This window comes from Paenibacillus phoenicis, assembly GCF_034718895.1.
Taxonomy (GTDB): domain Bacteria; phylum Bacillota; class Bacilli; order Paenibacillales; family Paenibacillaceae; genus Fontibacillus; species Fontibacillus phoenicis.
The window spans coordinates 3555547-3570320 of record NZ_JAYERP010000001.1 but is presented as its reverse complement, the minus strand read 5'-3'; the positions used below and the strand labels follow the sequence as shown (position 1 = coordinate 3570320).

Sequence of the window (14774 nt, the reverse complement as noted above, 5' to 3'; positions counted from 1 at the left end):
GTAAGGTGCGACGCCGGCAGAAGCGGGAAGCCCGCGGGCTCACGGTATTTCAATCCACGCACCTACGTAAGGTGCGACAGAACGTCGATGCCTACGTCAAATCGGCAAAGCGATTTCAATCCACGCACCTACGTAAGGTGCGACGCAAAACGTCACCGCAAGCGGCTGGCCTCGAGATTTCAATCCACGCACCTACGTAAGGTGCGACTACGATCGTTGAAGTTTATGATGAGCCGCCGGGCTTTATTTCAATCCACGCACCTACGTAAGGTGCGACTTCGTTTCGACCGCGACCTGCTGCGTGATGAGACCATTTCAATCCACGCACCTACGTAAGGTGCGACGTATAATGCCTTGCCCGATGCAATCAAACCAACTGAATTTCAATCCACGCACCTACGTAAGGTGCGACTGAGGCTCAGGTCAAAGCCCTGGAGCGCACAGCATTTCAATCCACGCACCTACGTAAGGTGCGACGGTCACGGCCACGGTGCAAACCTACGGCGCGTGGACATTTCAATCCACGCACCTACGTAAGGTGCGACGCCCAAGATGCTGCAACGGGGGATATGAGCAAAGGATTTCAATCCACGCACCTACGTAAGGTGCGACTTATTACCGCCTATCAGCTCGCTTGTACGATCACGCGTATTTCAATCCACGCACCTACGTAAGGTGCGACAAGGCAGCTTTTAAACGCCTATATCATTTTGACGATTTCAATCCACGCACCTACGTAAGGTGCGACGGTAAGATTCAGCGATACACTATCATAGTCGGACATTTCAATCCACGCACCTACGTAAGGTGCGACGTAGGTGTTCCGTTTTCACAACTGTTCGATTCAATTTCAATCCACGCACCTACGTAAGGTGCGACAAAGCGCCCTGGTGGTTTGTCCGAAGTCAGTTCGAGATTTCAATCCACGCACCTACGTAAGGTGCGACGGCCAAGCGTGGATTTTCTCACGCTGAAGCTTCCATTTCAATCCACGCACCTACGTAAGGTGCGACGGCCATCCAAGGGCTTGACCAACTGGTCCGGCTCTACCATTTCAATCCACGCACCTACGTAAGGTGCGACGTACAAGCCTGCTAGGGTGCTTAAATTACGTCCTCATTTCAATCCACGCACCTACGTAAGGTGCGACCGACTTGGAGGCTTATTTGGAATATGCGCCGAAATTTCAATCCACGCACCTACGTAAGGTGCGACAGGTAATATTCGTTTTGCTCGGTTTGCCCCTTATTATTTCAATCCACGCACCTACGTAAGGTGCGACGGGAGGTATTCGCTATGGCATCGACTCACGTGAATTTCAATCCACGCACCTACGTAAGGTGCGACGGTGGTGCGGACTACAACACTGCGGACGCTGAATTATTTCAATCCACGCACCTACGTAAGGTGCGACCGCTAAAGGCTGCAGGGTTTGCGACTGAGTTCTATATATTTCAATCCACGCACCTACGTAAGGTGCGACCCAAAGTGATTCCCGCATCCGTTAACCTGTTTTGATTTCAATCCACGCACCTACGTAAGGTGCGACCCTCGTGTCATGATGCAGTTGGGCGAGTATACCGGAATTTCAATCCACGCACCTACGTAAGGTGCGACTGGGGGAGCGGGTTGATAAAGCCCGGGATATCAAAAAATTTCAATCCACGCACCTACGTAAGGTGCGACAGCACCCGAAATGAGCCCAGGCCCAGCAAGGACTCAGAGGCTCAAAAGTGCGAACCTTATAAAATGGCTGTTTTAAGCATAGCAAAAAAGAGATCAAAACGCTATCAGCCCACGCACGACGCGTGGTGCGAACCCCCCAGGGAAATCATGTGAGCTTGGGGTTCGCACCGAACTCCCGCAGTAACTGTGACATTACTCGAGTATAATCCTTACCAAGCCATGGGGCAAATAAGATCCTTCAACATGATCCACATAGATTGCACTTTTTACTCCATCTATGGACGAAAGCTGCCTGGATAAGGATAATCCCTTAAAGCCACCCATTAGCAAAATAAAAGAATCCTTGTTTCCTTCCATCTCCTTTAGGATTTGTTTTACACCATTCTGCATATTCTGGAGCTTAACATAAGAACTTTCCTTTACTTTTCGCCGTCCATTCATTCCGGCATTATCCAACAGCTCTATAAACTGCCCCAACTTTTCTTTTGTTGCCTGCTGTGAACAGGATAAACGTCGGCGAATATACTCCCCGTTCCCGAACATTTCCCCCGTGTATTCACAGTTACGAGTCAGCATCTCTACTGCCACATTAGGAAAAAAATCACCAAGTTCAATAGCATGTTCCGATTCGGGTGCCAAATTTTGTACTTTATAGAGCAGATGGAGTCGAAGGTCTTCGGATTTTACAGATACATCATCCACCATAAGCTTGATCCCTAATTGTTCATCCGCTTCTGTGGAGTCCTTAGCGAGGATAGCCCCTTTGATCGATGACCCTGGAATATAATACTGGGTATGCTTTGGATCATACTTTGGATATGTCCCATATTGATAGAACGGATATATAATGTTTATCTTATTTTCCAGATTCCCTAGCTTGTCCCGATGATTAGATATACGAATATCCTTAGTCTCAAAATCGCCAGCATCCTTATAGAATCCCTGATGTTCCCGCGGTGATAGAGCAAGACAGGAAATGGTCTGAAATCGATATTTGTAGCGTTTCATTTCACAGCCTCCAATCCGGCAAGCGGGTGTAAATAAGCCCTGCCAAACACAATCTCTTTCTGGTGAAAAGGAGACGTTACACAGCCGCCTGCGGTTTCGATTGTATCGTTCACATACACCACACTTCCACTATCAATAAAGCTAATGAAGTGACCTTTCATCGATTCATTCCAGCCTAACTTTGGATTGAATGGACGACGCTCTGAAGTAAACAACTTCAAGCTGGACTTGGAAAAATCAATGTTCCGAGGAAGCATCATCCCCAGATTTAAATAGAAACCTTTACCAACCGAGGACTCATATGTCTCCGCATGAATATCAACGATTTCAAAGGTGTTAAGACCTTGTGAACTCCTGGCTCCAAGAACGAATGCTCTACCGCTAGTTTTAGCGTGATGTAACATTTCGATCATGATGTCATGCTCTGAACGTTTCTCCAGACCGATATAAAAAGAAAAATCTTGGATGAGACGGGTACGAGCTTCTGGTTTCTTCTCATCTGTTGAAGCCGCAACCTCCCGAACTACGACCTCAGGTACAGAATATAAATTGGGGTCCAAGGCGGGAATATTATAGCGTTTGCTATCAATAGCCGCATGAATCTGTTGGGTCTGCTCTACTTCGATATAGGGATCGGGTAAGCTCCCCGGTCTTGAGACGATTTGCTTCATCTGCTCTATAGGGGCAAACAGGCGTTTTTTGAGTAATTTATAGAACGATTTATTCGGCTCTTTAAAAGTACTCATTAATCTGCTTAACACATACGTCTGGGGCATAGGCAAATACCCCTTAGGCATCAGGTTGGATAACATAAAACCATATGAAGATTCCTTTACAGCAGCGACAAATGCTGCGGTTTTATCCCCTGAGGTATACTCTGCATAACGGTGCATCAAGGCTCCAAATATTTTCTGGGAGTCTGGAATTTGTGTCATGCGTCCAACGAGCCTTAAATCAACTCGATATTTCACCCACTCAGCCAAGCTAGACCTCCTCCTTCATAATATTAACCTGCACTCGGCCGTAGCCACGGCTGCCCGAGTTGCCCAGACGATAAATTCCTTCATTAAATTGAAGCAGAAGACGCTCAATAAATTCGATTATTTTTTGCTGCTTGCTCGCATCTCCTAGAAGTTCAAACTGATACAGTATAATGTCGCCGACAAAGGTGACTCCGGGGCGAACAACCCGATAGGTACGCGGATTAGCAACAATATGTTCTCTATTTTTGATTTTTACATCTTCAATCTTGTTTTTGGTGTCAATGGAGAACAGGGCATCCCGATCCGCAGCTGACTCGGCTGAAACAACCACTAGATCATGAAACAACAGCTTTGGCGTATCGTTAAAACCTTCAATGCCAAATAAATACTCAGCGGATGCGCGGTCAATGGCGTCCTGCATCCGACGCACCGCCCGCTCTTTACGTTCATTCTCTATGTTCAAAAGTGTCAACTGTTCTTCTTGCTCCAAAGCAACTTTCTGTAAATAACCCTTGTACCATTGATTGATTTCTTTAGCCAATACACGAAGCTCATCATCTGGCTGCTCTGATGGGTTGCTGGAGATGAGCTGACGAACCATATGACGCATCACTCCTTTGAGTGACGAGCCCGGAATATAAGGCAAACCATTCGCATTCGTTACAGTGAATAGATCGACCCCGCCAATTTCAAATGTTGCTGGGGATCCACCGATGAATAAATTGGACTTTGTTGTTACTTTAACGCTTATTTTGGGGACGATATTTCCTTTTGCCATTCGGCTTTCCTCCTGACCGTTTTCGATTTCGGTTTTGAGCTGCTCTTAATGCTTTGAAATCATATATACCCTTCAACTGGATAGACTTATCTTTCAGTTTATAAAAGACAGACAACGCATCAACATGATCAGTTGTCCACACTTCCGGATTGCTTGTTGCTTGCAAGAATTCTTGACTATCGAAGGCCAAACTTGGCAGCGCTTTATGCTCCTGTTTTGATTTTTCCAGAAGATTCTCAACCTCATCAAGCGTCTGGGGATTTGCTGCTGCAATTAGCTTGGCTACCGTTTCAGGATGATTTAAATAATTGTGTTTAATTCTATGAAATAAAGAATTGGAGATTCGCAATGTGCGATATATGCCCACTTTTGGCGCTCGACCTTTTTTCTTCTTATTTTCAAAATCTTTTGGCACATAATAATCTGCCTTTATGAATACATCTCGTAAGGATTGAACAGCGGAACTCCCCAAACTAGTCTCATAAATATACTTTAATGGCTTGTTAAACAAGTCACTTTTGACTTGTGTTGCGTTGAATCTAATAGACTGAGTTGACTTATTGAATCTGGGGTCTGTAAACAACAGGAGAATACGGACATAGCCCTCGAGTCGCTTTTTATGTTCGTCATCAAGGAAAATATTTCGAGTGCTTATCAACTTTCCTTCTTTATCTCTTTTTTCGGTTCTCCTCATGATTTGGTCTATTATTGATTTTAAAAGCCAAAGTTCGGCCTCTCTTAACTGTTCATTTCCACTTTCCAGGTGCTGAGGAATCAAATGATAGAACACGGCGTTGCTATATTTTAGATTACTGTTGTATGTCTCCGGGTCTGTGATTTTGTTTAGAAGGCCATACAGGAAGTGATGCGCTGCAAAACCACAACTCATCGCGTGCTTCAATCTTTCTACACCATGAACTATGGTTTTCCAAGTAAGGAGATCTGCGTTGTTCTCGCTGGAGTCATCTGAAACTCCTTCTTTACGGCGACTTCCTTTATCCTCCTCATAATCGTGGAACACAAGATGGTTGATGCTGATCTTCATGCAATGAACTGGACGATAGTTTTTTGTAGCTTTTGGATGGCTTGCTTCTTGTTTAGCCGTCTCCAGTTGTTTCTGCACGCGAGCATAGTAGTATCGAATGGGTTCACGATTAAACGTGAAATCTACGCCAATGCTCATGGACAGTTCTATGTTCATGCCACCTTGCTTATCTTCCTGAACTGCCTGTATAATTCCCTCATTTAACTGCTTCAGAATATGTTTACAAATATCAATCCCAGCACTTAATTGCGACGCAGGAACAGCGAAGAAAATATCGTCGCCCGCGATATATAGCGGATACAATCTGAGCCTATCACGCTGTTCTTCTGCATCCTGCTTCTGAAATTGCTGCGTGATCTGATGGAGATTCTGAAGCGACACGTATTCGTTCAAGAGTTTACTTACCGCATTATACGTATCATAGTTCTGGATGCTTTTGAATAATTCACCCATGCCATCCAGGTCGCCCTTGATAACCGCGATACGGAAGTGGTTTTCATTCTCTGCATCCTGGTCATCATACAATTGGTTGATTGTCTGCGAGAATGCCGAAAAGGCATTTTCCCAATCCGATGGAGATTTAGCTTGCGACAATGCCGATTCCGAATCCGAGTTCGTTTCCAATGGGGCGGGAAAATTAAACAGCAAATCTTGATTGCGTTCAATGATCTCGTTAAGACATGCATCCTCACGCAACCTCCGTTTGCTTTCCTTGATGGCATTCAGTTTATATAATTCCTCACCGTCGGCCTGATGGGACAACTGCAAGTCGGCCAGCGGAAAATAGATGTATTTGATAAGCAGCTGCCCGCTGTATCTCGTGTAGTATTTTTCAAATATTTCATCCAGCTTTTTAGAAATCTGACTTTTGGGAAGAGAGGTGATAAACACACAGTTCCCGGAAGTGGTCAGCAATTGCTCATCGATATCACCGGCAAACGGACCGGTTCCCTCAATGCCAATGTCTTTATAGAACTGACCAGAGATCATTTGGGAGGATTCGATAATCGTACTTAGCGTACCGCTGTTGGTCTGCTTGTCTTGAACTCGCGAATAAAGCACCTCATATAAAAAGGTCTGAACCCTGTCAATCGATACGGCTACTACGTATTTCTCCATTATTGCCCTCCTCTCCAGGATAATTGAATAGCTTGGCATAGGCGCGATGTGGGAATAAAATCGGGTTGTTTATCAGCATCAGCAGTTGATTCAGTTGGAAGTTGAAAGTGAGCAAGGAAATGACCATGCCATTTTCATTCTGAACTCTAAAGTCATCTAAAGATATTTTTTCAAGCTCGCCTATCCCTTCAAAATTAATCTTCTGATCGACATTATGAAAGTTAAGCTCCTTATACCAATCCTTCAATGATGACTGAGCTTTCTGTGGATTGAGATGAATCTCAATCCTCCCGTCACTTTGATTTTCCTTCTTGTAACTAGCAAGTAAAGTAAAATCGAAATGCTTCTTTAAACCATCACTACAAGTGTCTTGTAATGCACACAAAATACGAATCGGACGAGTTGATTGCTGCGTTGGTGTAGCACCGCGTGCAATCTTATGTGCCATTCGGGCAACAGATTCACCCGAAGTACGCAGTTGGTTCATACTTTCTACCCATCTTTTGATCTGCGCCTCATCCACATTCTGACTCTTGCATTCAACCACAGCAGCAACTGCCTCAATAGGCACAAACTTTACTTTTCCATAGCGGAAGATATATGGAGTGTACATTTCATCCATAATAGCAAAGTCTACTTCATGCGAGACGCGCCCTTCGGAATCGATAATAAATACAGACGGCTCGATAACAAACTTTTTGGGAACAATCATTTCAAATAACTGTCCCCAAATGCTCTCCCGTTCTGAACCTATGGTTGTTCCATGCAAATCGTGTTTCATAAATAATTGGTTTACAATAGACATCTCTACCTGACGGTAATTCTTCCTGATGTTGTTTACGATTTTTTGCTTCTTTTCTTCATCTGATAGTTCTTTAGTCACAAGAAGTAACACCTCGATTCAGTAGATTAAAATGGCAAAATACCCCATTATTATAGCATATTATTCCAAAAAATCCTCTTTTCTCTCTTTTTCCGCATCTGATATTTTGAAAAGTAGGCTAATTTTCCCGTCATGTTAATTAGGACTAAAATACCAATAAAAAACGTGCCTCCCGACATCTGCCGGATCGCACGCGTTGGAAATCATATATTCACTTTTTTTCAGTTCTATCGAAAAATAACATCCAACTGTCCGCAACCGAAGGTTGTATTTCGTCCGATATGCAAAATTCGCGCAGCCTTTAACCACGGTGTAAATGGGTCAAGCTCGCCCGCAAAGGTTATGGCCCCCAGCATTCCGCTCCAATCCAGCGACTCGCTCTTGCGATTAGAATATCGGTGCATTTCGTTCAAATACAAGCCGGAGGACAGCTCTCTTATGTTTTTTGAAAAGGCAATGGCTTCCTCTGCTTTAGCTTGGTCGATATAGCCGCCGTAACGCTCAGTTAAAGCCTGGATTCTGCGAGTTGCACCTCGTATAATTGTGGGAAAATTGATGTTTTGCACCAATTCTCCACCACGTCTAATCCGGACTGGCGTTAATAAATGCACAGAACACCATGAAGCAGGCTCGGGTACCGCAACCGTCTCGATATTAACGGCAGCCATAGAATCGCGATAACTATGTCCTTGCTGCCAGATTGGATAAAGGTGTTCAGCGTGTAGAATATCCAATAATTCAAATTGCTTCCGCTCGGCACCTATTCCGAAAAAAGCAGCCTTAACCATCGAAGTTACCACTTCCTCCGCATAACGGATTGCCTCTCCAAACAGAACAAACCTGAAGCAAAGTTCATCCCCCGGATGATAGACGCTTCGGGATCTTGGAGGTTCAATCATGTAAGGATTCACAATATCCTGCTTCGCCCCGCCCAATCTGCGGTTTTCAAAAAGATATTCATACACCTCCCTGTTATTCAACAATGTCCATCCTACAACACCATGTAAAGTTGATCCCAGAAAGGCCGGTAATTTAGCCATTTCCTTACATCTTAATCGTATTAACAATGGCAAATACGTCAAAGAAAAAATAACATCTCGTCTGTCCATAATCTTCTCCAATTCCAAAATTCAGTCGTATTCAAAAATTTATTGTACCAGTTATTTACTTTCACTACACCGTTATGAGCTATACTAGATTCAAACGATATGGGAAATGGGGTGCCAGATGAACGAGGAACGGAGAGACGAGATCGGGCGGAGTTTTCTGTTGACGCCGGAGATTTCGCAGGAAGAGCTGGATGGGCTGGAGATTCAGGAGCTGATTTTTCTGGTGCATGCGGCCAAACGGTTTAAGGCGGAGGAGGCTTTTCCGGATGTGTATTTGGATGAACGGATGAAGGCCTTTATTGGCGTGCTGTACGAAAAAATAAAAACCGCCGAAACGCTCTACCTCGCGTGCGACCAGGCAACCGGATATCCTTACGTGGATGGGGACGATCGGGTATGGATGTTCTCGCGGAAGGTATTCGCCGAGAACGCGGAGGATTATTTCCGGCAGCAGCTGCTGATGCTGGAGATGCAACCGATCGGCGGGGAAGAAGTGCTAAAGACGTTCGCGCAGCTTCATATTTTGGGGTTATCGAAGGTCCTCGTGGACAACGGGCAATATCATATTGAAATCCAGCGGGATGAGATCTTGCCGCCACCGGATTGGACGGGGACGCCGGAGATCAGCATTCCCGTCACGAATCCGGGGTTGCAGCGAGCAATGATTCGTTTCTTCCAGACGTTGCACGCACCGACTGGCGATCCGGAGGCCCGGGGGCAGCAGCTGAACGCGCTGGAGGCTGAGATGCTGGATGAAATCCTGCAGGCGAAGTTTCTGGTGCCCATGCAAGTGAAGGAGTCCGACGCCTCGCCCGCGGATGAGCACGGCATGAAAACCTTAAAGCAAGGGACAATCCTGCAATTTGGCGTGCTCAGCGCGAAGGATGGCTCGGCGTGGCTGCCGGCATTTACGGATTGGCCGGAGTTCGAGAAGGTCTACGATAAAACGACTTGGAGCAGCAACATCGCATCCTATGACGACCTGCTGACGGTATCTGGTAACTTGGAGGGGGTCGTCATTAACTGCCGCGGCATCTCCCTGCAAATCGACGCGAAAAATCGGGAGCGGATCGAAGCCTTTCGTCAGGAGCGCGGTGTGTAGCCGCAGCGGTCCGCCGCTATAGTGCAAAGTAACCCGGCTACTGTCTGCCGAAGCCCCGTAGCAGTGCGGTCTTTTTCGCATAAATCCCCCGACTTTGGCACAACCTTCCTGCATGGATGTCATTTGTTCAGGGAAGGTGGATGGGGCTGATGATGTGGCTCTTTGTTTTGATTGCTTTTGTGGTGCTTCTGGCGGTTGGATGGGATTTATTTCGGAAGCTGTACCCGCCTTTTGGAGGGAAGCCGTCGCCTGCAGACCTGCAGCGCTACCGGCAATCTCCGAATTATAAAGGAACGAAGTTCGAGTACCCCTTGGAAACAAAAATATATAAGCCGTCACTGGGCAGTTTCTTTACGGCGATGCGCGAATATGTGCAGCGGAAACCCGAACTGAAGCCAAAGCGGCCATTGCCCCAAGTCAAGCTCGACCGGGAGGTGATGGAAGAGATCCAGGAGGATACGGTGATCTGGTTTGGCCATTCGGCGCTGCTGTTGCAGATCGGGGGAACCCGGCTGTTGTTAGACCCGATGTTTGGCCAGACTTCGTCGCCGATTGGAGGCGGCAAAAGATTCAACCGTGAGCTGCCCTTCGGCCATCTGGACGAGCTTCCTCCGGTGGATGCTGTCGTGTTGTCTCACGATCACTATGACCATCTGGATTACGGGACGATCCGGCGAATTAAGGATCGGGTCGGGCAGTTCATCGGACCGCTGGGCATCCGTTGTCATCTGGAGCGGTGGGGCGTCAAGCCTGCTCGAATCAGCGAATACGATTGGTGGGAGGAGCTGGAGCTTCATGGTGTCCGGTTGGTCTGCACGCCGGCTAGGCACTATTCAGGCAGAGGGCTGCTTAGCCAAAACGGCGGGCTCTGGTGCTCCTGGGTCATTACCACGCCGGAGAAGCGGGTTTATTTTAGCGGGGATAGCGGGTATGGCCCGCATTTTAAGGAAATTGGCGACAAATACGGCCCCTTCGACCTCACTTTGATGGAATGCGGTCAGTATGACGACCGATGGTGGGATATCCATATGCTGCCGGAGCAAACGGTACGGGCTCATCAGGACGTGAAGGGGAACGTGTTGCTTCCCATTCATTGGGGGACTTTCTCGTTGGCGATGCACAGTTGGTATGATCCCATTCGCCGGCTAAGTATAGAAGCTAGGTTGCGGGAGATATCGTTAACGACGCCTAAAATCGGGGAGCCGGTCCGGATTGGGAGTTCGGAATACCCGACCGAGGTTTGGTGGCCAGCCGTCAGCGCAGCGCGAAAGACTCCCAAGTTTCGTGGGGCTCGTCCCTCCGGTACAATGGAGTAGGGAACGATGAACGTCTTGCGGGGAGATCCGTCAGGGGTAACCTTGCAAGGACGATGAGAAGGAGAACGTGATGAACGAACCAAGCGCAAATCCGAACGCCGGATGGAATTTCGATCATAGTTACGCTAGGTTGCCGGAGTTTTTCTACACGAAGCAGGAGGCCAAGCCGGTTCGGGCACCCCAGCTGATCGTGCTCAACGACAAGCTGGCGGCAGAGCTTGGGCTGAATGCGGAGGCGCTGCGAAGTGAGGAGAACGTGGCCGTCTTTGCCGGCAACCGGCTGCCGCCGGGGGCGGAGCCGCTGGCCCAAGCTTATGCGGGCCACCAGTTCGGGTATTTCACGATGCTGGGGGACGGCCGGGCCCTGCTGCTCGGGGAGCAGATCACGCCTGGCGGCGATCGCTTCGACATCCAGCTCAAGGGCTCCGGCCGGACGCCGTATTCGCGCGGCGGGGACGGGCGTGCCGCGCTGGGGCCGATGCTGCGGGAGTATATCATCAGCGAGGCGATGCACGCGCTGGGCATTCCGACGACCCGCAGCTTGGCGGTGGTGACCACCGGCGAGACGGTGGTCCGCGAACAGGACTTACGCGGGGCGATTCTCACCCGCGTGGCGTCCAGCCACGTGCGCGTCGGCACGTTCCAGTACGCCGCGCAATTCGGCGAGCTGACGGACGTCCGCACGCTCGCCGACTACGTGATCCAGCGCCATTACCCGCAGCTGGCCGAGCTCGCCGACACCGGCGAGGCTGGCCGCTACCTGGCGCTGTTACGGGAGGCGATCCAGCGCCAGGCCGCCCTGATCGCCCAGTGGCAGCTTGTCGGGTTCATCCACGGCGTGATGAACACCGACAACATGACCCTCAGCGGCGAGACGATCGACTACGGGCCTTGCGCCTTTATGGACGCGTACGACCCCGCGACCGTGTTCAGTTCCATCGACCGTCATGGCCGCTATGCCTACGGCAATCAGCCATCCATTGCGGTATGGAACTTGTCCCGGTTCGCCGAAAGCCTGCTGCCGCTGCTGCATGACGAGGAGGAGCAAGCCGTCCGGCTCGCCGAAGAAGCGCTGAAGGGCTTCGCCGGACAGTTCGAAGCGGCATGGCTGAAGGGGATGCGGTCGAAGCTGGGCTTGTTTGGCGAACAGGCGGAGGACGCCGCCCTGATCCATGATCTGCTTGGCCTGATGCACCAGCACCATGCCGACTACACCAATACGTTCCTCGCTTTGACCTTTGGCCGGTTGGAGGAGCCGCCGATGGCGTACACGCCGGAATGGGCGGAATGGCTGGAGCGTTGGCGGGCACGGCTCGCAGGACAGCCGGAAACGGACGACGCGGTCCGGGAGCTGATGCGCCGCAGCAACCCGGCGGTCATCCCGCGTAACCATCGGGTGGAGGAAGCGCTCGAAGCCGCCGTGAAGCGGGAGGATTACAGCGTGATGGAGCGGCTGCTCCAAGCGTTGGCACAGCCTTTCGCCCATACGCCGGAGCAGGCGGACTACGCCGAGCTGCCGCCAGCCAGCGACCGGCCGTACCGGACGTTTTGCGGGACATAACCGTGCGGCGGGTACGCAACTTTTTTACGTTGAGGAGTGATTTTTTTCGTTATGAGCCTGATTGCGAAACTGGATAAATCCGATGTCAAACAAGCGATTCTGGAGGCTTATCACTTCCGTCATGCCTGCAAGCAATTCGATCCGGACCGAACCCTTCCGGAGGAAGATTTCCGGTTTATCCTGGAGGCAGCCCGCTTATCCCCCAGCTCGGTTGGCTTAGAGCCGTGGAAATTCGTTGTGCTGCAGAAGCCGGAGCTCCGCGAGAAACTTCGCGCCGTCTCCTGGGGAGCTCAAGGGCAACTGCCGACCGCCAGCCATTTTGTCGTGATTTTGGCTCGGACGATGAAGGATCTGAGATATGACGCCCCTTACGTCACGCATATGATGAAAGAGGTCCACCACATCCCCGACGAAATTGTGGACCAGATGCTGATGGGGAATTACCGGACCTTCCAGGAGTCCGATTTCCGGCTGCTCGAAAGTGACCGTGCGATGTTCGACTGGGCGTGCAAACAGGCTTATATCGCCCTCGGCAACATGCTGACAGCCGCGGCGCTGATCGGCGTAGATTCCTGTCCGATCGAAGGCTTTGATCGAGACAAGGCAGAGCAGATCCTCCGGGAGGAAGGTCTGTTGGAAGATGACCGGTTTGGCATTGCTTGCTTCGCCGCCTTTGGCTACCGCGTGAAGGAGCCGCGTCCCAAATCGAGGCAGGCGCTGGACGACATCGTGACCTGGGTGCGGTAACCGCCTATCCTTCGTCTACGCCTTGTATAAGTTCGGCAGGATTGGTAACATTATCTACAAAGAAAAATCAAGAATAGAAGCAGAAAGCTTAGGAGGCGGCTAACATCCTCGGCTCTGCACACGAATTACGCCTATCGGCGTTCGGCTTCCTTCTTGGTGCTGTACGATCAGAAATAGACCGTTTCCTTGGTGAGTGGGCGGTCTATTTCTTTTTTAAGTAGCCTCATACCCCCCCATTTGGCAACGCCCCCCGCAATGCAGTATACTCTGCTTGAATCCTTCGATCATCCACTCTTCACATAGGAAAAGGCGGTATCCTACATGTATATCACTTTAGGTATTTTACTTGTCATCTTCATCGGCGTTACGCTCTTTCTCCGACTGCACCTGGCCTTTGGCGGGAAGGCCTCTCCTGCGGAGCTGGCGCGTTACTCGCAATCTCCGAACCGGCAGGGAAGGAAGTTTGTGTACACCGCACCCACTTCCTTGCTCCAGCCTGCTTCGGGCAGCATGGTTTCGGTGCTGCGGGATTACCTGCGGGGGAATCCGCGGGTAAGGCCGGATCGGCCGCTTCCGGTCGTGCAGCTGACGCCGGAGACACTGGGGAACCTGGACCGCGACATGGTCGTTTGGTTGGGCCATTCGGCACTGCTCCTGCATTTCGGAGGTAAGCGTCTCCTGCTTGACCCGATGCTCGGCCCGTCGCCCACGCCGGTCCCTCCGTTTGGCGGCAAGCGGTTTAACCAGCAGCTGCCGTTTGATCTGGAGGACTTGCCGGCCGTTGATGCGGTGATCTTGTCCCATGACCATTATGATCATTTGGACTATGGGACCATCAAGAAGTTGAAGGATAAGGTGGGGCGGTTTTTCGTCCCGCTAGGGGTGGGCAGTCACCTGGAACGCTGGGGCGTGGATCCGGGGCGGATCAGTGAGCATGACTGGTGGGAAGAGCTGGAATGGAACGGCTTGAAGCTCGCCTGTACGCCAGCTCGTCATTTCTCGGGTCGGGGCCTTGCGAATCGGAACGGCACGTTATGGTGTTCCTGGGTGATTGCGTCGGCGGAGCGTAAAATATTTTTCAGCGGGGACAGCGGGTATGGTCCACATTTCAAGCAGATTGGTGAGAAGTATGGGCCGTTTGATTTGGCTTTGATGGAATGCGGACAATACGATCCACGCTGGATCGACATCCATATGCTCCCCGAACAGTCGGTGCAAGCCCATGTGGACGTACAGGGCGGCTTGCTCCTCCCGATTCACTGGGCGGCGTTCACGTTGTCGCTGCATGATTGGAACGACCCTATTCGCCGTGCGACAGCAGAAGCCGAACGCCGGAACGTGCCCATCGCCACGCCGAAAATCGGCGAATCGGTCTATATCGGAGACCCGGCCTATCCCAAAGAGGCCTGGTGGGCTTAATGCAGGCCATAACGAACA

General features: G+C 50.1%; 11 protein-coding genes and 1 CRISPR repeat array (1 of these 12 running past the window's edge). Of the genes, 5 read left to right on the top strand and 6 right to left on the bottom strand.

Features of this window, described 5'->3' with window-relative positions:
* A CRISPR array of direct repeats spans positions 1 to 1686; the repeat unit is 32 nt; unit sequence ATTTCAATCCACGCACCTACGTAAGGTGCGAC (it extends 1219 nt beyond the left edge of the window).
* 192 nt (positions 1687 to 1878) lie between these two features.
* The 6 genes from U9M73_RS16935 to cas6 form a co-directional block, all read right to left on the bottom strand.
* Complete coding sequence (locus tag U9M73_RS16935; protein WP_323078181.1) at positions 1879 to 2694, bottom strand: hypothetical protein; 816 nt, start codon at positions 2692 to 2694, stop codon at positions 1879 to 1881.
* Positions 2691 to 3677, bottom strand: coding sequence for a hypothetical protein (locus U9M73_RS16930; protein ID WP_323078179.1), 987 nt, complete (start codon positions 3675 to 3677; stop codon positions 2691 to 2693). The genes U9M73_RS16935 and U9M73_RS16930 overlap by 4 nt, the downstream gene beginning before the upstream one ends.
* Before the next feature lies 1 nt (position 3678).
* Entirely contained in the window at positions 3679 to 4455 is a 777-nt protein-coding gene (locus tag U9M73_RS16925) for an RAMP superfamily CRISPR-associated protein (protein WP_323078176.1), read from the bottom strand.
* A complete protein-coding gene (locus U9M73_RS16920; RefSeq protein ID WP_323078175.1) occupies positions 4418 to 6619 on the bottom strand; it encodes a Cas10/Cmr2 second palm domain-containing protein in 2202 nt (733 codons plus the stop codon). Before U9M73_RS16920 ends, U9M73_RS16925 begins: the two co-directional genes overlap by 38 nt.
* Positions 6588 to 7502 carry a DUF6602 domain-containing protein gene (locus tag U9M73_RS16915; protein ID WP_323078173.1) on the bottom strand — a complete coding sequence of 305 codons (915 nt, stop codon included), beginning with the start codon at positions 7500 to 7502 and terminating at the stop codon, positions 6588 to 6590. Before U9M73_RS16915 ends, U9M73_RS16920 begins: the two co-directional genes overlap by 32 nt.
* Before the next feature lie 227 nt (positions 7503 to 7729).
* Positions 7730 to 8542, bottom strand: a complete 813-nt coding sequence (cas6, locus tag U9M73_RS16910) for a CRISPR system precrRNA processing endoribonuclease RAMP protein Cas6 (protein WP_323078171.1) — start codon at positions 8540 to 8542, stop codon at positions 7730 to 7732.
* A 187-nt stretch (positions 8543 to 8729) separates the two neighbouring features.
* Between cas6 and U9M73_RS16905 the strand changes: the two genes are divergently transcribed.
* The 5 genes from U9M73_RS16905 to U9M73_RS16885 all read left to right on the top strand — a co-directional run bounded on the left by U9M73_RS16905 (position 8730) and on the right by U9M73_RS16885 (position 14756).
* Positions 8730 to 9713: an SseB family protein gene (locus tag U9M73_RS16905; protein WP_036644120.1), complete on the top strand. Its 984-nt coding sequence runs from the start codon at positions 8730 to 8732 to the stop codon at positions 9711 to 9713.
* 149 nt (positions 9714 to 9862) lie between these two features.
* Positions 9863 to 11029 carry an MBL fold metallo-hydrolase gene (locus tag U9M73_RS16900; protein ID WP_232282218.1) on the top strand — a complete coding sequence of 389 codons (1167 nt, stop codon included), beginning with the start codon at positions 9863 to 9865 and terminating at the stop codon, positions 11027 to 11029.
* A 70-nt stretch (positions 11030 to 11099) separates the two neighbouring features.
* Complete coding sequence (locus tag U9M73_RS16895; protein ID WP_323078169.1) at positions 11100 to 12590, top strand: protein adenylyltransferase SelO; 1491 nt, start codon at positions 11100 to 11102, stop codon at positions 12588 to 12590.
* 51 nt (positions 12591 to 12641) lie between these two features.
* On the top strand, positions 12642 to 13337 hold the full coding sequence (locus tag U9M73_RS16890) for an NAD(P)H-dependent oxidoreductase (RefSeq protein ID WP_009223490.1): 696 nt from the start codon (positions 12642 to 12644) through the stop codon (positions 13335 to 13337).
* 321 nt (positions 13338 to 13658) lie between these two features.
* Entirely contained in the window at positions 13659 to 14756 is a 1098-nt protein-coding gene (locus U9M73_RS16885) for an MBL fold metallo-hydrolase (RefSeq protein WP_323078166.1), read from the top strand.
* The last annotated feature ends 18 nt before the right edge of the window (positions 14757 to 14774 follow it).